Annotated in this window: 22 protein-coding genes and 1 pseudogene; 6 read left to right on the top strand and 17 right to left on the bottom strand. The window is 41.7% G+C overall.

Annotated elements, in window-relative coordinates; translation table 11 throughout:
• Positions 1 to 38: 38 nt before the first annotated feature.
• Entirely contained in the window at positions 39 to 362 is a 324-nt protein-coding gene (locus C5695_RS01890) for a YckD family protein (protein ID WP_117732975.1), read from the bottom strand.
• Positions 363 to 542: 180 nt separating this feature from the next.
• Between C5695_RS01890 and C5695_RS01885 the strand changes: the two genes are divergently transcribed.
• Entirely contained in the window at positions 543 to 1,415 is an 873-nt protein-coding gene (locus C5695_RS01885; protein WP_117728653.1) for a transporter substrate-binding domain-containing protein, read from the top strand.
• Positions 1,416 to 1,427: 12 nt separating this feature from the next.
• Positions 1,428 to 2,105, top strand: a complete 678-nt coding sequence (locus C5695_RS01880; protein ID WP_117728650.1) for an amino acid ABC transporter permease — start codon at positions 1,428 to 1,430, stop codon at positions 2,103 to 2,105.
• 46 nt (positions 2,106 to 2,151) lie between these two features.
• On the opposite strand, the gene C5695_RS01875 is transcribed toward C5695_RS01880, so the two are convergent.
• The 5 genes from C5695_RS01875 to C5695_RS01855 form a co-directional block, all read right to left on the bottom strand.
• Complete coding sequence (locus C5695_RS01875) at positions 2,152 to 3,450, bottom strand: arsenic transporter (protein WP_117728648.1); 1,299 nt, start codon at positions 3,448 to 3,450, stop codon at positions 2,152 to 2,154.
• Between the two features lie 122 nt (positions 3,451 to 3,572).
• Positions 3,573 to 4,805 carry a PucR family transcriptional regulator gene (locus C5695_RS01870; protein ID WP_117728645.1) on the bottom strand — a complete coding sequence of 411 codons (1,233 nt, stop codon included), beginning with the start codon at positions 4,803 to 4,805 and terminating at the stop codon, positions 3,573 to 3,575.
• A gap of 125 nt (positions 4,806 to 4,930) precedes the next feature.
• Complete coding sequence (pruA, locus tag C5695_RS01865) at positions 4,931 to 6,478, bottom strand: L-glutamate gamma-semialdehyde dehydrogenase (protein WP_117728643.1); 1,548 nt, start codon at positions 6,476 to 6,478, stop codon at positions 4,931 to 4,933.
• Positions 6,479 to 6,501: 23 nt separating this feature from the next.
• A complete protein-coding gene (locus C5695_RS01860; RefSeq protein ID WP_117728640.1) occupies positions 6,502 to 7,419 on the bottom strand; it encodes a proline dehydrogenase family protein in 918 nt (305 codons plus the stop codon).
• 160 nt (positions 7,420 to 7,579) lie between these two features.
• The gene (locus C5695_RS01855; protein WP_117728638.1) at positions 7,580 to 8,383 is read right to left on the bottom strand and encodes a nucleotidyltransferase domain-containing protein; all 804 of its coding nucleotides are present in this window, start codon (positions 8,381 to 8,383) and stop codon (positions 7,580 to 7,582) included.
• 60 nt (positions 8,384 to 8,443) lie between these two features.
• Between C5695_RS01855 and C5695_RS01850 the strand changes: the two genes are divergently transcribed.
• The gene (locus tag C5695_RS01850) at positions 8,444 to 8,758 is read left to right on the top strand and encodes a hypothetical protein (RefSeq protein ID WP_117728636.1); all 315 of its coding nucleotides are present in this window, start codon (positions 8,444 to 8,446) and stop codon (positions 8,756 to 8,758) included.
• A gap of 35 nt (positions 8,759 to 8,793) precedes the next feature.
• On the opposite strand, the gene C5695_RS01845 is transcribed toward C5695_RS01850, so the two are convergent.
• Positions 8,794 to 9,750, bottom strand: coding sequence for an acetylxylan esterase (locus C5695_RS01845; RefSeq protein ID WP_117728634.1), 957 nt, complete (start codon positions 9,748 to 9,750; stop codon positions 8,794 to 8,796).
• A gap of 235 nt (positions 9,751 to 9,985) precedes the next feature.
• Here C5695_RS01845 and C5695_RS01840 point away from each other — a divergent pair, with 235 nt between their 5' ends.
• Positions 9,986 to 10,771 carry a carbon-nitrogen family hydrolase gene (locus C5695_RS01840; RefSeq protein ID WP_117728632.1) on the top strand — a complete coding sequence of 262 codons (786 nt, stop codon included), beginning with the start codon at positions 9,986 to 9,988 and terminating at the stop codon, positions 10,769 to 10,771.
• A 45-nt stretch (positions 10,772 to 10,816) separates the two neighbouring features.
• Here C5695_RS01840 and C5695_RS01835 read toward each other — a convergent pair whose 3' ends face one another.
• Entirely contained in the window at positions 10,817 to 11,722 is a 906-nt protein-coding gene (locus C5695_RS01835; protein ID WP_117728630.1) for a LysR family transcriptional regulator, read from the bottom strand.
• A 116-nt stretch (positions 11,723 to 11,838) separates the two neighbouring features.
• Here C5695_RS01835 and C5695_RS01830 point away from each other — a divergent pair, with 116 nt between their 5' ends.
• Complete coding sequence (locus C5695_RS01830; protein WP_117728628.1) at positions 11,839 to 12,612, top strand: class I SAM-dependent methyltransferase; 774 nt, start codon at positions 11,839 to 11,841, stop codon at positions 12,610 to 12,612.
• 85 nt (positions 12,613 to 12,697) lie between these two features.
• On the opposite strand, the pseudogene C5695_RS01825 reads toward C5695_RS01830, so the two are convergent.
• From C5695_RS01825 to C5695_RS01800, 6 genes and pseudogenes are all read right to left on the bottom strand, one after another.
• A pseudogene (locus tag C5695_RS01825) lies at positions 12,698 to 12,812 on the bottom strand (shikimate kinase); the annotation flags it as partial.
• Positions 12,813 to 13,022: 210 nt separating this feature from the next.
• Complete coding sequence (locus C5695_RS01820) at positions 13,023 to 14,399, bottom strand: MFS transporter (RefSeq protein WP_117728626.1); 1,377 nt, start codon at positions 14,397 to 14,399, stop codon at positions 13,023 to 13,025.
• Between the two features lie 120 nt (positions 14,400 to 14,519).
• On the bottom strand, positions 14,520 to 15,527 hold the full coding sequence (locus C5695_RS01815) for a LacI family DNA-binding transcriptional regulator (protein WP_117728624.1): 1,008 nt from the start codon (positions 15,525 to 15,527) through the stop codon (positions 14,520 to 14,522).
• 77 nt (positions 15,528 to 15,604) lie between these two features.
• Positions 15,605 to 16,552 (bottom strand): dihydrodipicolinate synthase family protein, encoded by a 948-nt coding sequence (locus C5695_RS01810; protein ID WP_117728622.1) that lies wholly within the window; start codon positions 16,550 to 16,552, stop codon positions 15,605 to 15,607.
• A gap of 406 nt (positions 16,553 to 16,958) precedes the next feature.
• Positions 16,959 to 17,516 carry a shikimate kinase gene (locus C5695_RS01805; RefSeq protein WP_007498270.1) on the bottom strand — a complete coding sequence of 186 codons (558 nt, stop codon included), beginning with the start codon at positions 17,514 to 17,516 and terminating at the stop codon, positions 16,959 to 16,961.
• A gap of 85 nt (positions 17,517 to 17,601) precedes the next feature.
• Positions 17,602 to 18,375 carry an IclR family transcriptional regulator gene (locus C5695_RS01800; RefSeq protein WP_117728620.1) on the bottom strand — a complete coding sequence of 258 codons (774 nt, stop codon included), beginning with the start codon at positions 18,373 to 18,375 and terminating at the stop codon, positions 17,602 to 17,604.
• A 148-nt stretch (positions 18,376 to 18,523) separates the two neighbouring features.
• Between C5695_RS01800 and C5695_RS01795 the strand changes: the two genes are divergently transcribed.
• Positions 18,524 to 19,882 (top strand): hypothetical protein, encoded by a 1,359-nt coding sequence (locus C5695_RS01795; RefSeq protein ID WP_233230782.1) that lies wholly within the window; start codon positions 18,524 to 18,526, stop codon positions 19,880 to 19,882.
• A 45-nt stretch (positions 19,883 to 19,927) separates the two neighbouring features.
• Here C5695_RS01795 and C5695_RS01790 read toward each other — a convergent pair whose 3' ends face one another.
• The 3 genes from C5695_RS01790 to C5695_RS01780 form a co-directional block, all read right to left on the bottom strand.
• Entirely contained in the window at positions 19,928 to 21,241 is a 1,314-nt protein-coding gene (locus C5695_RS01790) for an MFS transporter (RefSeq protein ID WP_117728615.1), read from the bottom strand.
• A gap of 46 nt (positions 21,242 to 21,287) precedes the next feature.
• On the bottom strand, positions 21,288 to 22,490 hold the full coding sequence (locus tag C5695_RS01785; RefSeq protein WP_117728612.1) for a CaiB/BaiF CoA transferase family protein: 1,203 nt from the start codon (positions 22,488 to 22,490) through the stop codon (positions 21,288 to 21,290).
• A gap of 124 nt (positions 22,491 to 22,614) precedes the next feature.
• Positions 22,615 to 22,995 (bottom strand): cupin domain-containing protein, encoded by a 381-nt coding sequence (locus C5695_RS01780; protein WP_117728610.1) that lies wholly within the window; start codon positions 22,993 to 22,995, stop codon positions 22,615 to 22,617.
• Positions 22,996 to 22,999 lie beyond the last annotated feature (4 nt).

The following is a 22,999-nucleotide window of genomic DNA, read 5'->3' as shown; positions in this document are numbered from 1 at the left end:
AAAAAACCGGCACCTCGCTGCCGGTTTCATCATGATGGTCAATGGTGCTGTGGTTTTTTCAACAATGGAACAAATCCGTTATTTTTCAAGTGATTGTAATGTTCATCCATTCTTTTTGTGATGTGTGTACCTTGTTCCTTTGTTAATACACCATATTGGACGTATTTCTCAATGACTTCTTTTCGTTTAGAAAGAATTTGCTGCTCAAGCATTTCAATTTGTTTTTGTTGTTCTGTCGTTAATTTTACTTGATGCGTTACTGGACGCTTTTCCATTTGGGGTGTTTCTCCATGAACTGTTTCCATATGAAAACCCGAGAGCAGCACGATCGATAATATGATCAAGCCACTTATTTTTTTCATCATTGTTGTTCCCTCCTTTTTCGCACTTATTTTGCACACACCTTCCTTTTTTATACAATATTTCGCCGCGTAAATTGCACATAATATTCTTACTTTTTCGCTTTTCTTCTGAAAACGTTGTCCTAACAGAAAAAGCGTGCTATGTTTTGTTTTGTATAAAAAATAGAGGAGGATTCTTAAATGAGTCGTTTTTATCATAGAAAACCGATTTGGATGATGCTTGTTGTATCTGCTCTCATCCTTGTCATGGCTGCTTGCAGTCAATCAGGCTCTTCTCAGTCTGGAGATTCCAAGTGGGATGAGATTCAAAAGAAAGGAAAAATCGTGGTTGCTACTTCAGGCACCCTTTATCCAACGTCGTATCATGATACATCTAATGGCAAAGATCAATTGACTGGATATGAAGTGGAAGTAGTTAAAGAAGCGTTTAAACGCCTTGATGTGAAAGTAGAATTTAAAGAAATGGGCTATGATGGCATGCTGAGCGCCATTAATTCTGGACAAGTGGATGCCGCTGCAAACGACATCGACATCACAGATGACAGAAAAGATAAGTTCGCCTTTTCAACGCCTTATAAATATTCCTATGGAACGGCGATCGTACGGAAAGATGATTTGTCTGGCATTAAGACGTTAAAAGATTTAAAAGGAAAGAAAGCAGCTGGTGCTGCCACAACAATTTACATGGATGTCGCTCGTAAGTACGGTGCGAAGGAAGTCATTTATGATAATGCAACAAACGAGCAATATTTAAAAGATGTCGCAAACGGTCGTACAGATGTCATTCTAAATGATTATTACTTGCAGACACTGGCTCTTGCTGCATTTCCTAAATTAAATATTACGATCCACCCTGACTTAAAATACATGCCGAATGAACAAGGTTTTGTGATGAAAAAAGACAACACAGAGCTTCAAAAAGAATTAAATCGTGTATTAAAAGACATGAAAAAAGACGGAACAATGAAAAAGATTTCTGAGAAATTCTTCAATCATGCAGACGTCTCAAAGAAAATTGATGCTGATGTCGAAGATGTCGACATTTCTAAATAAGGAGCCGGAATCGTGGGAGATATTCATTTAGAATATATATTTAATCCTGCACTGGCAAAGGCGTCATTTCCGTTTGTCATGAAAGGCATCTGGCTGACGCTGCTCATTTCCTTTGTGAGCATGTTTTTTGGTACGATTCTTGGCTTTTTTATCGCGCTTGCCCGAATGGCGAATACGTGGATTCTTCGGCTGCCTGCACGGCTGTATATCTCATTCATGCGAGGCGTCCCCATTCTGGTCATTTTGTTTATTCTTTATTTTGGATTCCCTTATATCGGGATTGAGTTTACAGCGGTCACTGCTGCCATTATTGGATTCAGCTTCAATAGCGCTGCCTATATTGCAGAAATCAACCGAGCAGCCCTTTCCTCTGTTCCAAGTGGACAGGTGGAAGCTGCCAAATCACTAGGTCTCAGCTATTGGCAAACGATGCGCGGTGTCATTTTGCCTCAATCCGTCCGTATCGCACTCCCGCCTTTGACCAATGTCATGCTCGATTTAATCAAAGCCTCCTCACTGGCTGCGATGATTACGGTACCTGAGCTTTTCCAGCAAGCAAAGATCGTAGGCGGGCGCGAATTCGATTATATGACTATGTATATTTTGGTCGCACTCATTTACTGGGGCATTTGCAGCGTGGTTTCATTGCTTCAAGACTTTTTAGAAAAACACTATGCGAAATATCTGTAACAAAAAAGAGCCGATCAATAGATCTGCTCTTTTTATAGATTCACCTTTAATGTATCAGCCATAACCACGCATATAACCCCAGTAAAGTAAGGATCAAGGTTGGGATGGTCAGGATGATTCCGGCTTTCATGTATGCACCCCAAGAAATATGGACGCCCTTTTTCTTGAGAACATGAAGCCACAGCAATGTTGCCAATGAGCCGATTGGGGTCATTTTCGGACCAAGGTTGGAGCCGATGACATTGGCATAAATCAATCCGTCTCTCATGACGCCTGCTGTATCTGTATGCCCGATCGCAATCGCATCAATTAACACGGTAGGCAGATTGTTCATGACAGAGGACAGCACTGCCGCAAGCACACCCATAAACATCGTTCCGGTAAGCAAGCCATGCGATGCTCCTTGTTCGATCCATGCCGCCAATATTTCTGTGAGACCGACATTCTTCAGTCCATAGACAACGACATACATACCGATTGAGAAAAAGACAATGGACCACGGTGCTTCTTTTATGACGCGCTTTGTCACTACTTGTGGACTTCTTCTCGCTAGCCACAAGAAGGCAAGGGCAATACCGCCTACAATGATAGACACCGGAACCCCAATGAGTTCTCCTGCAAAATAACCGACTAGCAGACAGCCGAGCACATACCACGACAAGCGAAACATGCGGATATCTCGAATAGCCGATGCCGGCTCCTTCGCTTGTGACAGATCGTAAGTTTTAGGGATCAATTTTCGGTAAAACACATAAAGCACTAGCATGCTCGCTCCAAGCGACACAAGGTTTGGTACGAACATGTTTGCTGTATATTCTAGAAAACCAATATGAAAATAGTCGGCTGATACGATATTGACCAAGTTACTAATGACAAATGGCAAGGAGGTTGTATCTGCAATAAAGCCGCTTGCCATCACAAATGGCAGGATCATCCGCTCATCCAGTTTTAACGCTCTCACCACAGACAAGACAATTGGAGTCAAAATCAGTGCCGCTCCATCATTCGCAAAAAAAGCAGCCACGACAGCGCCGAGCAATGTTAAATAAATAAACATGCGCACACCGTTCCCTCTTGCGGCTTTTGCCATATGCAGTGCAGCCCATTCAAAAAACCCAATTTCATCTAAAATTAACGAAATGATAATAATACCAATAAACGCAAAGGTCGCATTCCATACAATCTGCGTCACTTCCCACACATCGCCCAAATGAACGACACCAAAGGCAAGCGCAAAAAGGGCTCCTCCACATGCGGACCATCCAATGGTTAAACGTCCTGGCTGCCAAATGACAAGGACGAGGGTCATGATGAAAATCAAAATAGCCAAGGTGACTGATCCCAAAGGTGGCACCCCTTTCATTCTTCTCATAAAATCCTTATCTATCATACAACGAAATACAGCAATTGTATGCCATTTTCATATGAAAATCCGCAGGTGATCCCGGGCACCTGCGGATTCGATGACTATTGATCTTTTTTCATCAGCATCAATTCAATAAATAACTCACATCGCTGACTAAAATGGCTTAAATCAATTGAGGTCATATCAAAAATTTGTTTCATTCGATAGTTTAATGTATTTTGATGAATAAACAACTGCTCTGCAGCTGGTTTTAGCTTGCAGTTGTTTAATAAGTAGACTTCAAGCGTTTTTAAAAAAGAGGTTTGGCTTTCACGATCTTTTTCCTTCAAACGTAACAAATCTGGATTGAAGTCATTTTTCTTTTTTTGATGGCTGTAAATCGAATCCAAGAACCGAAAGACCCCTAGATTCTCGTAATCATATGGAATCAGCTCTTGTCCCCCCACTATTTTCACAGCCTTCACGACCTCTATCGCTTCGAATCGACTTGTACTCATTTTCATGACATCTCGATACTCTCTTCCCATCCCGATATACAATGGAGAAGGATGGGCATGCGCTTTTGATTGCAGATGAGCGATAACGTCAGCAGCTGTTGCTTTCGGTGAATGCCGGTCTGACAAGCTGCCCAATATCACGACAATGTCGGCTTGAACGGAGTACACATGATTCACCTTATCCTCTAGCTGCAAATACGTCCGAATGACATCCTTCACATCTTCTGCCGTCTCACTTTTGTTATCGGCAGCGTGTACGACCATGACAGTAAATACCGCTGGCAGCGGGATGCTTAAATTCTCAGCCTCCCACTTCAGTTCTTCTTCTGTATAAAAATGATCATCCATCACCTTTTTGAAGAATTCTTCAATTTTGCCTTCTTTTCTCTCCAGCTGTTTCTTATTCTTATAAATCACTTTTCCTACTTGAAAGGAAGCTTCGTGCAAAAATTGCAGCTCCTCCTGAGAGAGGGAATCCTCAATGTCCTGCACCCAAATAAAGCCCACAACCTCTTGTTTATGCTTAGCGCTCACAGCCACCCGGCGATTAAATCCGAGCTCATCATGACCGCTCACATAAAATGGCTTTGACTCCGTGTGCAGACGCTTAATGACCCCTGTTTTCTTTAACCAATCGACCACAGACCCTGGACATTCTTTTGAGAAAATCGTTTGCTGATTGACTGGGTCAAACTGCTGAATGCTGTAAGAATTATAAGCAAGGAGCTGACACTCTGTGCTTTCTAAAATGACTGGTTTTTTTAAATACCCGCTAATAAATGCAATTAACTTATCGCCATCAAAAAATGTATGAAGCTTTTCTAATATCTCTTCCATCCCGATTGCTCCCTGATTAAGTGATACATTTATCATACTTCTTTCCGGACAGATTTGCATGGAAACAAGTCGTAGACAAGCAAAAAAAGCATGAACCCGTGTGAACAAGTTCATGCTTTTCCAACTTAAAACATTTCACTAATCGTTTTCGCCTGCATGTGTAGAGCTAGGTAATCTGGACCGCCTGCTTTTGAATCGGTTCCTGACATTTTAAATCCACCGAATGGGTGGTATCCCACGATCGCTCCTGTGCAGTTACGGTTAAAGTAGAGATTTCCCACATGGAACTCTTGCTTCGCACGGTTGATGTGATCACGATTGTTAGTAATGACAGCACCTGTCAAACCATATTCCGTGTTGTTGGCTACTTCAAGTGCTTCATCAAAGCTAGACACTTTCGAGAATGCCAAGACAGGTCCGAAGATTTCTTCTTGCATCAAGCGAGATGTTGGCTCAAGATCTGCAAAAATGGTTGGGTGAATGAAGTATCCTTCCGAATCATCACTCGTTCCACCAGTCACTAAGCGGCCCTCCTGCTTGCCAACCTCGATATAATCTGTGATCTTGTTAAAGGACGCTTGATCAATGACAGGTCCCATGTAGACATCAGCAGAAAGTGGATTCGCTGTTGTTTTTGTTTCTGTGATTTCCTTTACTCGCTCGACCACTTGGTCATACACCTTCTCGTGAACGACAGCTCGAGATCCGGCTGAACACTTCTGACCTGAAAAACCGAAGGCTGATGTGAAAATGGCGTTAGCCGCTAATTCGACGTCTGCATCCTCATCTACAACCACTGTATCTTTACCACCCATTTCAGCAATGACACGCTTTAAATGCTGCTGACCCGGCTGTACTTTTGCCGCGCGTTCAAAGATACGTGTCCCTACTTCTCTTGAACCAGTGAATGTAATTAGGCTTGTTTTCGGATGATCTACTAAGTAATCTCCAACCTCTGCTCCGCTTCCTGGGACAAAGTTCACCACACCTTTTGGAAGACCTGCTTGCTCAAGCTCCTCCACAAAACGTGCCGCAATCACAGGTGTTGCACTTGCAGGTTTTAAGACAACTGTATTCCCTGTAACGATTGGTGCTACTGTTGTTCCTGCCATAATGGCAAACAAGAAGTTCCACGGCGGAATCACGAGCGTCACGCCAGTTGGTGTGTATACGTATTGATTGCGCTCTCCTTCGCGGCTGTTCACTGGTTTGCCTTTCGCCAGCTCCAGCATTTGACGAGCATAATATTCAAGGAAATCAATCGCTTCTGCTGTATCTGCATCTGCTTCGTTCCAAGGCTTACCTGCTTCTTTGACAAGAAGGGCTGAATACTCATGCTTTTTACGGCGAATACCTGCCGCAGCACGGAATAATACGCTGGCTCTTTCTTCTGGAGACGTGTAGCGCCAAGTTTCGAATGCTTGTGCCGCAGCTTGAACCGCTTGCTCTGCCTCTTCCTTCCCGGCTTTTGATACGGTTCCAACGACTTCATCCTTTTTCGCTGGATTGATCGAGACAATCTGGTCTTTCGTTTCAATTCTTTCCCCATTAATCACAAGTGGATAGGTTTGACCAAGTGATTCTGTTACCTTTGCTAATGCTTGTTCAAACGCTTTTCGGTTTTCTTCCTGGCTAAAATCCGTGAATGGTTCATGTTTGTAAGGTGTTGTCATCTTTGTCACGCTCCCGTTTCAAATTATTTTCTCGTCATCCCTTTTAGAGCAAAGGCAATGTTTGCCGGCCGTTCTGCAAGACGTCTCATGTAGTAGCCATACCACTCTCGTCCATACGGAGTATAGACCCTCATTTGATAGCCTTCTTTCACAAGTGCCTGCTGCGTTTCTGATCTCATGCCATACAGCATTTGAAATTCGAACTGACTTGTCGGTATATTGTGTTTTTTCACAATATTTTTTGTGAACTCGATCATTTGATCGTCATGTGTCGCAATGGCTGTATAGTTCCCTGTGAGTAATTGCTTTTCGATCAGCTTCTTGTAATTCTGATCAACGTCTTTTTTGTTTGGATACGCCACTTCGGCGGATTCCTTATAGGCACCCTTTACAAGTCTTAAAAATGGCTGCAATTCATTTAGGTCATCAAGATCCTTTTCTGTTCTGTACAAATACGCCTGCAGGACCGTACTGACATACTCATATTGAGATTTCATCTCTTTAAAAATGTCCAGCGTTTTTTGACAGCGCTGTTCATCCTCCATATCGATTGTCACCATAATGCGGTGTTTTTCCGCCGTATCTAAAATACGTTTCATATTGCTATACACAAGGTCATCGTCAATATCAAGGCCGAGTGATGTCATTTTGAGAGACACGTGAGAATTGAGTCCCGCCTCTGCAATTTGCTGAATGGTTTGAATACACTCATTCGTCCGCTCATTTGCAATCTCTGCCTTTGTGACAAACTCACCAAGGTGGTCAACTGTCACAGCCATTCCTTGATCATTTAATCGTTTGATGACAGGGATAGCGCTCTCAAAATCCTTCCCACCGATGATTTTCTTAGATGCAACAGCACTTCCCCAATTACGAGCAATATGGTTCAAGAGACTGCTCTTTGACAAAAACAAGAAAAAATTTCTTGTGACCGACTCCATAAAGGGCACCTCCCACTCTTTGTAAGCTATGTCTTTATTGTAAGGCTCATAAGCTGTCCGCTACAATATTTGAAGATGACAAAAATTCTGACTTTTTTTGTGGTTTTATCACAATAAGAGATAAAAAAGAGCCTGCCGATATCCGGCTGGCTCTTCCCTCCTACGCCCACACCTCATCAAGGGTAGACTGCAAAAGCTCATTTAATTCTTGCATGAGATTATCTTTCGGCTGATTGTAGCTTTTCACCAATTCATCAAAACGCAACAGTTCTTTGTCGATGAATGGATGAACATAGGCGAGACGATTTTCTACATCCATTTCTTCTCCGTCCATTTTTCGTTTGAGCAGTTCATGAATTTCTGTTAAAAGCGGACCTTCCTCCACTAGCTCCTTTAGCAGTTCATGAAAGTCCATCGGTGGAACTGTTCGGTAGCGTTCAATCCACTGGCAGGCAAGCAGCGGGCGAAGCACATAGAAATACTTCTTAATTCGCACCTTCTCTCCTCGCAAATGGTGGCTCTCATTCCGCTTCGCCATATTTATATAATGGTACATCAACGCTGCAGGATAAAACGCTCGATCCTTCAATTCTCTTAGCTGCTTTGCCAAAGAAAAAGATTCAGCATAGATAATGTCTGAAGACAGCCATTCCATGATGGATGGATTTGATTTGTTGAATAAGCGCAGTGCCTTTCTAAGCTCCCAGCCGCTAATATCAAGCACGTCATCAATCGGCCGTTCAATGACATCCCGATGCTCTTCCATCGCCCAATACCATTCTTTCCGGGGAACGTATAAAAAACGAACATCATAATCACTATCAGTCGATGGAAATCCCCATGCTCTGCTGCCTGATTCAACGGCAAGGCAAATCTTTACGTCATACGTTTCTTCGATGATTTTCAGTTCTTCCTTAATTCTCTCTCTCAAGCGTCCATCAACTCTTTCTATAGAATTCTGCATGACTTCTTCACGTTTTGGGAAAATACGAATAAGACATATATGAAAAAGGAGTTGGATCTGATGTCTATAGCTCGCATCATGAAATGGATCACTGGGATTTTTGAAGCCTGCCTCGCCATCCCTGTGATTGGAGGATTATTTGTCATCAGCAATGGCTATTCACCGCTCATGGTCATGCTTATTCTGCATATTATCACACTCGTCTTATCGAAGCGAGACCAAGGACCAATGATTGGAAGTATCATCGGAATTGTTACATCATGCCTTGCCTGGATTCCGATTCTCGGCTTTATTCTTCATATCATTACTGCCCTTGCTCTCATTATCACCGCATTAGTGCCTGATGAAAAAACGAGACAGAATACAAGTTATTAAAAAAGAGGCCCTCCTAGAGCGGCCTCTTTGTTCTTTTAAATCTTTAAATGCTTTTGTAAGAAGGCAAGCTTCTCTGTTTGAAAAGCCGGGATGTACTCGTGTCCAAAGTAGCGATACACCTTTAAATCTTTATCTGTTTCTAAATGATTGTATACCGCAAATACAGTTGAGGGCGGAGTGATTTGGTCGATCAGACCGATTGCCATCAATGTGGGCTGTTTCACCCATCCGGCTAAATTGATCAAATCAAAATAGCTTAATGTCTCAAATACCTTTTCTTCTAATTCTGGATCACTGTTTCTTCGAAAGTATGAATTGATTTCTAAATAAGGCTGCTCCAATGCCACATCGACTGCACGTTCGAAGTTTGATAAATACGGATAATCTGCCACGACGACCTTCGGAATGTCTGAAAGTGCTGCCGCTGCAACCGCTAGTGCTCCTCCCTGGCTACCGCCTATCACGCCGATACGGTGTTCATCCACTTCTGGGAAGGACTGAATCACGTCGAGTGCACGAACCGCATCTAAATAAACACCTCGATAATAGTAGGTCTCCTTCGATAAAACGCCTTTTGTCATCCATCCCAATGCCTGCGCGCCTGTTGTCACTGTCTTATCTTCACTGCCGCCTTGACCGCGAACGAGCATACCGAATGTCGCATAGCCATGCAGTGCCCAGTTGACGATGTCGTGAACACCGCCGTCATAGCTGGCATTATAGCCATGAAAGCGAACGAGTGCTGGATGCGGACCGATTTGATCTGGTACCGCATACCAGCCTTCAATACGAGAATGATCAAAGCTTTGATACGTCAGACGGTACACCTTGACGCCTTTTACTGGATAGTTATAAGGTTCAAGCGCTGTTTTTGCCTCTACTTGGCGCAGTTCTTCGAGCGATACCTTCCAAAAGTCTGAGAAATCAGGACGTGCTGTTTTCTTTGGTTTATATGTTTTTAGCTCCTCTATTGGTAAATCGTACAATTGCATATCCCACTATCCCCCTTAGTTTTATTAGTTATGTGTATCTTATCACTGTTTTCTTGACTTAAAAAGTCATTTTCACTATTAAAGACAAAACCTTCTGACATTTCTGTTGGCAAAGATGATGGAAACCTTTATGATAAAGAAACTGGCTTGAACACTAGATGTTCTCAAGCAAAATCAATCGATAAATCCATTCATGGATGTTCCATGTACACCATTGAATAAAGGAGGAACTTGTATGAAAATCGCCCTCGTCCAAATGGACGTACAAATTGGAGAACCTGATGTAAACTTTCAAAAAGCAGAAGCGTTTTTAGAAGAAGCCATCCGCGAACAGCCTGATCTGATCATTTTACCCGAAATGTGGAATACTGGTTACGCCCTTGAACAAGCCGAGCAGCTTGCGGATATAAACGGTGAACGCACAAAACAGCTTTTCTCTTCATTTGCCCGCAAACACCAAGTAGTTCTCATTGCAGGAAGTGTATTGAACAAGCGGACGGAAGATGAAAACATCACCAACACAATGTATGTCTTTAACCGCCAAGGTGTGCTTTTAGTGGATTATGATAAAATTCATTTATTCCGCTTAATGGATGAACACAATTATTTAACTGCTGGTGATCAGCTTGGTTTATTTGACTATGAAGCGGATGTAAAGATCGGCGCAATGATTTGCTACGACCTTCGCTTCCCGCAGCTTTCCAGAGCACTTGTCAACAAAGGGGCGAAAGTGCTCGTCAATACCGCCCAATGGCCGTCAGCAAGAGTGGATCATTGGCGCAGCCTGCTCATCGCAAGAGCGATTGAGAATCAATCATTTATGCTTGCAGTTAACAGAACAGGCACAAGCAGGGACACAGAATTCCCTGGACACTCCATGGTCATTGATCCACTCGGCCGTATTTTACTCGAAACAAACCATGAAGAAGACATTTATTATGTAGAAATTGATCTTCAGCTAGTGGATGAAGTGAGACAGCAGATTCCTGTGATGACGGATCAGCGTCTGGATATTTATTAGAAAGCAGGGTACTCCCCTGCTTTTTGCATTTAATTAAACGTTTGTTTAAGTTATCCCTTGATTCTGGTACAGGTACATTAGGGCCTGAGCGGCTTTCGTTAAATACCTTTCTTCCACATATGCAAACACAAGAGTGCGAGTTGGGCGTGAATCAATTTTCAAATAGGTGACTTCGTTCCTATCCTCTTGCGCCACCATTTTCGGCACAACTGTCACACCTAATCCATTTTTGACCAATGCCTGTGCTGTTTGAATATGACTTGTTTCAAAGGTAATCTTCGGATGAAAACCATGATGAAGACATAGTTCCGTGACCACTTGCCGAAAGCCATATCCCTCTTTCAGCATAATAAATGAGGCGTCTTCTAGTAAGCGAAACGGAACAGGCCCTTTCTGATCTGCTTGATTGATGATTTCATTCAATTCATCTGTTAACCACGGCTGAGCAGTTTGCGGAACTGCGAGAAGAAGCGGCTCTGTCAGCATTTGTTTCGTTTTCAATGATTCATGCTCGACAGGCATAGATAAAATAGCCAAATCCAGTTTGCCAGCCAATAGAAGTTTTTCCAGCTCACGAGGTGATTCTTCTATCAGCTGCACGTGAACATGAGGATACGTTTGACAAAAGGTTTTCAATAATTCGGGCAGTACATATCCCCCTGTGACGGCCGGCGCTCCAATGTTCAGCTCTTTCCCCACCTCATAAGCAGCTTCTCCCATTTCACGCAGTAAATCATCTCTTTCCTTCAAAATGTTCTCAGCCCTTTTAATGAATCGACTCCCTTGAGGTGTAGGCGTTACTTGGCCATGTTTTCGAATAAATAGGGGTGTGTCTAATTCCTCTTCCAGCTTCTTAATTTGTTGGCTTAAAGAAGGCTGTGCAATATGAAGTTGGTCCGCTGCTTTTGTAAAACTTTGCTGCCGGTACACTTCCATGACATATTCCATCATTCGTATATCCACTTTCATCACCTCATAGGTTTTAACTATTCATGTCATATCTTTTATGTCTTAGACAAATAACAAAAGGCATTCTACGATAAAGAGACAGCAAAGGGGGAAAAGAAATGAATCCATATTCTAAAGCCGAGAATCAATTTTCACAAAATGCCGAGAATTATCGAGATTCACCTATATTTTCAGCCGGAGAAGAGCTGGAATGGATGAAAACGATAGCAAATGCGAACGGTCATGAGCATTTACTTGATGTCGGCTGCGGGGCAGGTCATACCGTTTTTTCCTTTTCAGACACAATTTCTAAAGGCATCGGCATTGATGTCACACAAGAAATGATTGAGGTTGCAGCAGCACTTGCGGAAGAACGCCAACTGACACATATTACTTTTGAGCGGGCGGCCGCAGAAGCATTGCCCTTCGCTGATGAATCATTTGATATCGTGACGAGCCGGTTTGCTGCTCACCACTTTCCAAACCTCCCGGCAGCCATGTCTGAAATCAGCCGTGTCTTAAAAAAAGGAGGCACATTTCTACTCGTCGATCATTATGCACCTGAGAACGCTGCACAGGATTCATTTATTAACCACTTAAATAGACTTAGAGATCCTTCTCACGTGCGAGAAAGTTCGTTATCAGAATGGAAAGAGCTCTTCGCTACTAACCAACTGACTCAAAAAGAGACTCGGTACTGGGATCTGCAAATTGATTATCAGGACTGGATGATGCGTGGACGCACACCAGAGAATGTTCAAAAGGATGTAGTTTCCCATCTTCAAGCCGCAGACCCTAATACAAAGCAGCTGTTTCAACTTCAATTCGATGCACAGCATCAGCCCATTTCCTTCTGTTTAAAAGCTGCACTCCTTCAAGGAACTAAGAATTGAATTTATAGAAAAAGTCTACCCGCATCGGTAGACTTTTTATTTCGAATATAAATCCCAGCCAAGCTTGAGTGTATTGGCGACTTCCTCGTTTGATTTCATCCTGTTTGAATGCATCGACTCCAAGAGAAACGATCTTTAGGCTATGTATTTTCACATAAATGGACGATATAATCCTTTTCAGCCTGCCTGAAGAATGCTTTCATCGACATCAATAAAATATAGCTTTTTTGGCAACAAGCTGCCCAATGGTTGTTTGACACGTCCTCCTTACGACAAGGAATGCACATAATGTATCTATTATATGATACATGGCGCGCCCAAAGATAGGCAATCTGAAAAATTGTACATAGATCCTCTGTATAGAAAAAAGAACCTACCCTCTTTGGAATAAGTTCTTCAGTATGCATCACTTACGGTGCAATATCCTCTAATACTTTCTCGCGCGTTTCGATCATTTTAAAAGCAAGAATTGCTCCCACTACAGTCACACTTGCGAAAAGAATAAAAATAGTTGAAACACCGCTCACCTCTAAAATAAAGCCTATCATAATAGGAGCAATCGCTGAGGCCAACCTAAGCCACGCTGTAGCGAATGCCGTTCCAATCACCCTCATACGTGTTGGATAAATTTCAGGTGTATATAAATAGAGAAGAACTGTAATTGTCCCCATCATTCCGTAAGCAGCAGACCCTAAATAGATCACACTTTCTGGAGAACTCGCTCCGCTGATCCATAAAGCAGTTAATAAAGCACCTGTTACGATAAATGCAATGGTTGCCCAGCGCTTTCTTCCTACTTTATCAATTAAAAATGCACAAGCGAATACCCCTATGGTCTGTAAAATATTTGTTAAAGAGGCTGCCCTTAATGAATCTCCAACTGGCAAATTGTAAACAGTATTATATAGACTCGGTAACCAGTTATTTAATCCATTCGATACAAAGTAGGCAGAAAACCATAGTCCCCATACGATCAATGTTCTTTTACGATAAAAAGTTGAAAAAAGCTCTTTCCAGTCACCTTTTTCAGTACTGCTAGATACTTGATTCGCTACAGGCATTCGTTGGTCAGTACTAGCTTCAATTTCTTCAATAATTCTTTCGGCTTCATCTAACCGGCCTTTTGAAATAAGCCACCTTGGGGATTCACGTAACATAAAAAAGAATACAAAGACGATTAAACCTCCAATGCCTCCAATCAAAAACATCCACTTCCACCCAAAGCTAGGCACAACAAATGCACCGATTTGAGCTGAAATCATTAATCCTAAAGGAAAAATCATCTCATAAAGCATAAAAAATCTACCTCTCCCTTGCGCCCGGGACAGCTCATTGATATATGAGGCTGCTACCGGCACCTCTCCTCCTACCCCAATACCTTGTATAAAACGAAAAATAAACAGTGCCATAAAATTGCCTGAAAACACACATGCAATACTCATGACGGACATGAGGAGTACAGTCCACTTTGCACTAAAAACACGACCACGCCTTTCTGCTAACCATCCAAAGAAAATGGCACCAATCGCTTGTCCTATATAACCAGACCCAATAAGAAGACCAATTTGAGCAGGTGATAAACTCCACATGCCGATGAGAACGGGGAGTACAAACGCTAAAGACAGAGCATCAAAAGCATCAAAAAAGGTGGCAGATCCCATAATGATACGAGGTTTTAAATGCCATCTAGAAAAAGGCACACTTTCCATTCTCGTCAATAGTTGTGAAGCTCTATCAACAACTTGTCCATCATGAGAATTTGAATTTCCGCTGACTTCTAACGTCATGATATCTCCTCCTTATTAGAGGAAATGATGCAAAAGTACATGCTGAAGAGCGCTAAAGAAATCGCTTACATTTTAAATCATGAGACATTCTAAAGCGTTCATACGAGTTTTCAGCATCTATCATTTCTTTTTTGGCGCTCCCGTGGTGCCCCGATCTATATAGTACATAGGGAAGATATGTTCCATTGCCTCTAACTGTTCTCCTTCTAATACCTGTGTTAGTAAAGAAACAGCTTTTCTCCCCATCCCAACTAAATCAACATGAACTGAGGATAAAGAAGGGGTTAGAAAACTTGCAATGGGCACATCATCCGCACCAACGACTGACAAGTCATGAGGTATAGACACATTTGCATTTTCTGCCGCTTTCATGACCCCCATCGCCAAAAAATCTGAAGAGCAAACAACTCCAGTCATGTGCTGGTTTCCTTGGAGAAATTGAGAAACCACTTCTACTACTTTTCCCCCATCAAATTCATCTAACTCAAACACAAGTTCTTTGTTCATTGTTAACCCTAAATTTTTAAGTGTGCGTTCATACCCCTTGTAATACCTGACACTATGCATCGAACTCATTGGACCATTGACCAGCCCAATGGTTCGATGACCTTTATCAAATAAGGCCGTTACTGATTGACACACACCTTCTTCATCATCTGGTCTGACACATGGGAAAGGAGATTCCTCTAAATAACTTCCAACAACAATAATGGGAATAGCTAAACTTTTTAACCAATCCATGCTCAATTCTTCATTTCTGGGAGAAAATAAAATGGCACCATCTACAGCTTGTGTTTCAAGTAATCGTTGCTGCTGTATAGATGTAAATGACATCAACATATTGAATTCAGTTTCATCTAACTCTTTCGCTATACCATCTAAAATCGTCGAAAAAAATGGATTATTCAAAATATATGAACCACGTGGAACCACGACAGCTATATTCCCAGTCTTTCTTTTAACGAGCCCTCTAGCTCCTAAATTAGGACGATAGCCTAACTCATCAATCACTTGTTTGATTCTTTCAGCCGTTTGAGCACCTACTCCTGGTTTACCACTTAATACTCGGGAAACAGAGGCGATAGACACTCCAGCTTTCAATGCGACATCTTTAATACTTACTGACACATTTCATACCTCCGGGAGTCTGTTGTTTTATACACTATTATAACCCGACTCACCTTCATCATGAAATCAATGGTCTGTTATTTACTGACGTTTTCCTTGAGCAACCCAACACTTTGAAGGCCCTGACGAATCTCTTCTTTTTCCTCAGTAGTTAGAGGTAATACTGGTTTCCTAGCAAGCGAACTGCTGATCAAACCTCGCTGATACATCGCTTCTTTCATGCGCAGATGAGAAGTAGATGAAGGTTCATCCATTTTATACACAGCATGCTTTAATTCAAAGATTCTATCGTAAACTTTATTGGCCGCTACAAGGTCTTTTTCTTCCACACATTTCACAAGTTCAGCGATCAAATCTGGCACGAAACAGCCGAAACCTACAAGTGCTCCATCAATTCCTTGAACCAATGTTGGCAATAAATATTCATCGTGACATGTGAGTAACGATACATCTGGCGCATGTTTTTTCAATGCACGTACATCGACCTCGTATTGTGCCATGTCTCTTTGACCAATTTTAAACGAAACAACGTTCTCAATTTCCGACATTTCTAGTAATTGATTGGTTGTATATGAGGTTTTTGTCCATGTTGGATATTGATGAACGATGATTGAAATATCAATTGCTTCTGCAACATCTTTAAAGAATTGGACAGGTGACTCAGGTTGCATACCGAATCTTAGCCATGAATGTGGCGGCATGAGAAGTATACCTTCTCCACCAGCTTCTTCAACGGCTTTTGCATGCTGGATTGCTTCAATTGTTCCTTCAGCAGAAACCCCAGAAATGACAGGTACTTCCCCTTTTAATTCGTCAGCTGCAATGCGCACAGCCTCAGCTCGTTCATGTGGCAGCAAAGTCATAATCTCGCCAGTATGTCCATTGACAACGATCCCGTTAATTCCTTTGTGATCTGCCACCCAACGGACAAGCTTACGAAAAGCAGGTTCATCAATTGAATAGTCATCTTTAAAAGGAATTAAGACAGCCGGGAATACACCGCTCCATTTTTCTTTATTTTTCATCAACAAATTCCTCCCCATTTGTTTTAGTAAACGTTTACGGTAAGCGTTTACGTTAATAATCATAGAATGATATAACCGAAGGTGTCAACAATATTTTTAAAAATTATAATAATTCAAAAAACTATTATTAGAATTTAGATACTATTTTATTTTTTCAAAAAAAGAAAATGCGAGATATATTTCGTTTCCCACATCAATCAAAAAACCTCATCATTTTGAACTAGTTGTAGTCTGATCACCACTTTTTTCAAACGTCTAGACACACGACATAAAGGATGCATACATTTTGATATAATTACGAGGGAAAAAACATCTTTTCTTCTTTTTTTATCGATCATCCAACTTAGACTGTCATTTTTTTGACCTGATCTAATAGAAAAAGTCTACCCCCTTAGGATAGACTTTTTTATTTCGAATATAGATCCCAGCCAAGCTTGAGTGTGTCGACAATATAATTGGCGACTTCTTCAGCTTCTAGATGATCTGTTTCCACTCTTGAGTTATGAAGGGAATAAATTTCCCGGCGCTCTTCAAACAGCTCTTTCATCTCGTCAAGCGTGCGGTTATGAAGAACAGGACGGTTTTCAATTAAAATATCCAGCCGCTGCTTCCAATTCTCCCAAGATAGGTCAAGGAAAAGAACCGTACAATGCTTTAAGCAAGATCGTTTGATTTCTTCCTGTTTAAACGCACCGCCTCCAAGAGACACGATCTTTAGCTGAGTATGTTCACATAAATCGACGATATAGTCTTTTTCAGCCTGCCTGAAGAACGCTTCTCCTTTTTGCTGAAACATTTCTGGAATCGTCATGTTGTACTTTTTCTCAATCTCCTGATCAACATCAATAAAATCTCTATATAACTTTTTGGCAACCAGCTGCCCAATGGTTGTTTTCCCAACGCCCATAAAGCCAATGAGGACAATATTTCGCTGTCTCACAGGAATCTCTCTATTGTTTTTCATGTTCGTGACACGTCCTCCTTACGACAAGGAATGCTACATAATGTTTCTATTATATGATAAATGGACTGAGAAAAGATAGGCATTCTTAAAAATTGTCTTTGACGACGTAACCGAGCTGTTCGGAGAGCTTCTCGGCATGCTCTTTCACTTTTTGCTGCAGCTGAGGGATGACATCTTCAGTAAATCGTTGGGTCGGTCCAGATATGGATAAACATGCCTGCACCTCCCCATGAATGTTAAAGATCGGTGCCGCCACTGCCGCCGATCCGACTTCCCGTTCATCAATACTGCAAGCGGTATGCGTTTCAAGAATATAACGACATTCTTTTCGCCACTCCTCCATCGTCATGTGATCAGCCTCAGACGCGAAAACTTGCTGTTGAAACTCTTCGCTTTGGAAAGCAAGCAGCACCTTTCCACCAGCACCAGCGTATAACGGCAGCTTCTCACCGATTTTCACAAGATGCCGAATAGATTGCAGCCCTTCGGCTTGTTCAATACATACCCTGCTTTTGTGATCGAGCACATACAGGTTGACGGTTTCCTTTGTTTCATCACGAAGTGTGTACATGAGCGGTTTTGCCAGTTCCCTCAATTTGATGGACTTCCCAGCAATATAACCGAGAAGATAAAGTCTTTGACCGAGCCGGTACTTCATTGTCTCTTGGTTCTTTTCTACAAAATGATTCATTTCAAGTGCCTTGAGCAGTCTCGTCGTCGTGGACATTGCTAAATTCATCTCTTTTGAAATGTCCGTTAGCGTCAACTCTTGCCGTTCTTCGCTAAAACAAGATAGAATATCCAAAGCCCGTTGAACGGTACGCAGTCCTGACTCTTCTTTTGACTTCTTATCAGCCATGTTTACTTTCTCCTTTTCCCCTTTGATTTCTTATCGACATCAACTACCAACTTTGCTATAATCCATTTTAAATGTTCCATTAAAAGAAAACAAATTCCATTAGACGGAATAAAAGCAGTAGACGCTTTTTGATGGAGGAGATATCTTGATGTATCTAATCATTTTTACGCTTCTTATTAGCGTATTCATCGTTAATCAACTATTCCCTGCTCCCATACTCTCCTATTTAGTTGGTCTGCTGGCCGCTGCTTCGCTCACCATTTCTTTTAAGAGGGCCAATGGGCTTTATTTGAAAACTGGTGCTATTTTTCTCTTCATTGGCTTGCTGTTGTTTTTATTATCTGACCAGCCTTTGCATACGTTTTTTCTTCATTTTCATTCCATGCTAGGCTTGCTTTCTCTGTTTTTCATGCTGCCTTTTATTCATTCTCTCATACATGTTGGACATTTCGACACACAATTGAATAAACTACTTACCTTACATACAACGAGTACAAATCAGCTTTATCGCAAGAGCTCATTTGTCACTCATATTCTTGGCATGTTTTTAAATATCGCAACCATTCCCTTACTCTACACATCCTTGAAACCCTCGCTGGACTCTCTTAAAGAACGAGTCAAACAGCACCTTTATACGCGCAACCTTTTAAGGTCATATGCGCTATGCCTAAGCTGGAGTCCTGTTGAAGTGCTGGTGAGTGTCACTATTGATGCAACCAAGCTGAAATATTATCAAATTGCACCCGTGACCTTTTGTTTAATGCTGATTATTTTGATGACAGATTGGATGCTGTTTTCTCGTCAAAGCAAGCAATTTCCAAACATCATTCAGTCAGCAGAGACCCATACCAATCCTAAGAGAATCAAGCGAAAAACCCTCCAGCTCGCTTTCATGCTACTAAGTTTTATCACAGTCGTCTCGCTAGTCGATGCCTGGATTGGGAAAGGGTATTTATTTGCTGTTGTGCTAACGATTATTCCATTTGCTCTATTATTTTCGTCCGTTATCAAAAAACGAAAACAATATGTCGCCGTCTCTATTCCTCATTGGAAGGAACGAACCCGTCAACTCTCCAATTATATGTGTCTATTTTTAAGTGCTGGTTTCTTTGTTGATATGCTACTTGTCACAAACAGTATGCAGCCGATTCAAGCATTTATTGTTAGTATATCAGACCATACAGTCTGGGTTTATTGCGTCATTGGGTTGTATTTTCTAATCACCGCTCTTTGCGGTTTTCATCCACTCGTTTCGCTTGCTCTGTTAGTCAGCATGTTAACACCTGTCATTCATGAGCTTCCTGCGCTTCCTATCGCCATTATGTTCATTACGGCAGGAACATCAACGGTAATGTTTAGTCCATTTAATGTTTCCGTTTCATTATTGGCAGATTTGATAAAGGTTAATCCTTATCGTATCACCCGCTGGAATATATGGTTTGCCAGCTTTTATATTAGTATAGGAATTCTATCCGCAATAGTCATCACCTTTATCTTTTATGCATAACAAAAAAGCTCATCTTCGAGATTTCGAGATGAGCTATCTTTTATTCTATGCTTTTAATTGGATACGTTCTATCTTACCTACAATAAATATGTAGGATAACGCCCCTCCTAATGCCACAAGGCTGACAAATAAAATACCTCCGTTATATGAGCCAGTCACGGATACGATCAATCCGATAATGAGCGGTGTGATGATGCCTGACAAATTGGCAAAAAAGTTAAATACACCGCCGGCAAGCCCAACCATCTCTCTTGGTGCTACCTCAGACAACATGGTCCATGAGATATTTGACAGCCCTTGTGCGAAGGAAGCGATGGACAAAATGGTTAATACAAGCGGAATACTTGTCGTAAAATTCGCCAACACAATCGTGCTTGTCAAAAGCAAACCAACAACGACAGGCAGTTTCCTAGCCACATTGACAGATACACCCTTTTTAAGCAGCCAATCGGACACATAACCGCCAAACAGTACACCACAGAATGCCGCAATATATGGAAGAGAAGCGGCAAACCCCACCTTTAAAAATGCCATATTTTTCGCTTCAGCTAAGTAGGTAGGAAACCACGTTAGAAAGAAAAAGAGTGTGGACGCCACAGAAAATTGGCCAATATACAATCCAATCAATTTACGATATTTTAAAAGGACGGCAAAGTCAGACCATTTCAGTTTCTCCTGCGTGGCTACTGTCAGCCCTTCTCCTTGGCGAATCAACTCTAGCTCATCTTCATTGACTTTCGGATGTTCTTTCGGTTCGTGATAATACTTATACCAGAAAAAAGCAAATATAATACCGAGCGCACCAGCAGTGACAAATACGGTTCTCCAATCGAAAGTGGTCATGATCCAAAAAAGAAGCGGAGTGGCAAAAGCTAGGCCAACATATTCTCCAGCAGTGTAAACGCCAGTAGCAAAAGCCCGCTCTCTTCTAGGGAACCACGTTGTCACAATACGGTTATTAGCAGGGAATGCTGGAGATTCTGTAATTCCAATAAACAAACGGCAGCCGAATAAAAAGGCAAAACTGTTTGCAAACGCCTGTAAACCTGTGAAAACAGACCAAGTAATGAGTGAAATACCATATGTAACCTTTGATCCGAATTTATCAAGAATAAAGCCACCTGGTATTTGCATCGCTGTATATGTCCAGCTAAACGCAGAAAAGATCAAGCCCAATAATGCAGGATTTAATTGCAGGGAAGATTGAATTGCTGGTGCCACAATGGACACACTGGCTCTATCAATATAATTAATGGCTGTAATAAAAAACAACAGAATTAATATACCAAAACGAGCTTTTGTTGGTTTTATATAAGCAGGCTGCAGTTCGTTCCCCTTCAGATCTGAATGCACTTTCATAACCATCCTCCTTTGTTTCCGCACTGTGCGAATCGGTTGAGCGTCCTTAAATAACCCCTTTTTCTTCTAACTGTTTACACTCTTCTTCTGTTAAGCCAAGCATGTTCGTTAAAATCTCATAATTATGTTCACCTAAATCAGGCGCAATATGGCGGATGCTTCCCGGTGTTTTTTCAAACTTCGGAATGATGCCAGGCACTTTCACTTTTCCAAGTCGAGGATGATGTACTTCGACGATATTTTCTCGTTCTTTGAATTGCGGATGTTCAAAAATATCCCGAATGCTCAAGATTGGACTCACAGGTACGCCATGATTATCTAAAATATTCAATACCTTATCTCTTGATTTGGATGCAATCCACTGAGAGACGATGGCATCCATTTCGTCGTTATGCTTGAGCCTTGCTGCATTCACTGAGAATTTTTCGTTTTCTAGTAAATCTAATCGATTCATCGCCTCTGCCAGTCGATTAAAGGTCGAATCTGTACTAGTGACAAGGACAAGATAATGTCCATCCTTTGTTTCGTAAGTTCCAGCAGGACTCGAATGACCACTTAGCCCTGGTGAACGTTCGCGTACCTTGCCAAGCTTGTCATATTCTGCAACCAAAAACTCTAGCATACGAAATACAGACTCATAGAGTGCTAGATCCACCATTTGCCCGGTCCCTTCTGGATGGTTGTCCCGATAATACATGGCTGTCACAGCGGCAAATGCTACATAGATACCCGCAATATAATCTGTCAGTGAAAAGGACGGACTGACTGGATGACGATCTGGAAACCCTTGAAGATACGTAAAACCACTAAATGCCGTCGCAGGGGTTCCAAACCCCGCTTTGTCCTTAAACGGACCAGTCTGCCCATAGCCCGATACACGAATCATAATTAAACGAGGGTTGATTTTCTTTAACACATCGTACCCAACGTCCCATTTTTCAAGTGTTCCTGGACGAAAATTTTCAATAATTAAATCAACCTGTTCTGCAAGCTTTTTAAAAATTTCTTTCGCTTCTTCTTTGTGAAGATCAAGTGTGAGGGACTTTTTGTTCCTTGAAAGCCCTGACCACCTTAGCGGTTCACCATCCGCAAAAGGACCAACATGCCGAAGCGTATCCCCTTTCCCAGGGATTTCAACTTTGATGACCTCTGCACCAAAGTCCCCTAAAAGAACCGCGCCATAGGGGGCAGCAATCATTGTAGAAACGTCTAATATTTTTATTCCTTCAAGCGGTGTATTCTTATTCATGTGAGACTTCCTTTCATACATGTGATAAAGGGCTAAAAGGATTCCCATTTTAGCCCTTTGTCTTCTTTCATCAATACCTCAAACTCCATGAATTGAGCTTTTGGCACAAAAGATATGTTTATTCTTAATCCTTTGGCAGCTGTCCTTGTGGTGTATACAGCCAAATAAGCCATAAAGGTTCATCCCCTGTATTCACATGCTGATGAGAGACACCATCTGGAATAAACATAAAGTCATTTTGTTTAAAGGACTGTCTTTCTCCATCACAAACGACCTCGCCAGATCCCTTAACCACATAATCGAATTCCTCTGAACCTGGGTGGTTGTGAACAGAACTTGCTTCTCCCGGCTCAAAAATCGTGAGACCTGCCATCATATGCTCCGAACCAACGGTATCTGGTGTAATGGTTTGAAACACTTTTCGAATCATTTGCTCTTCTGGATGATCTAAACCTAACCATAATGGATACCCATCTTGAAACGGATTCAATACTTTAATTTTCATTGAT

The sequence above is a fragment of the Bacillus pumilus genome (genome assembly GCF_003431975.1).
Classification (GTDB): Bacteria; Bacillota; Bacilli; order Bacillales; family Bacillaceae; genus Bacillus; species Bacillus pumilus_N.
Note: the sequence above shows the minus strand (reverse complement) of the source record. Positions and strands in the feature narration are given on the sequence as shown.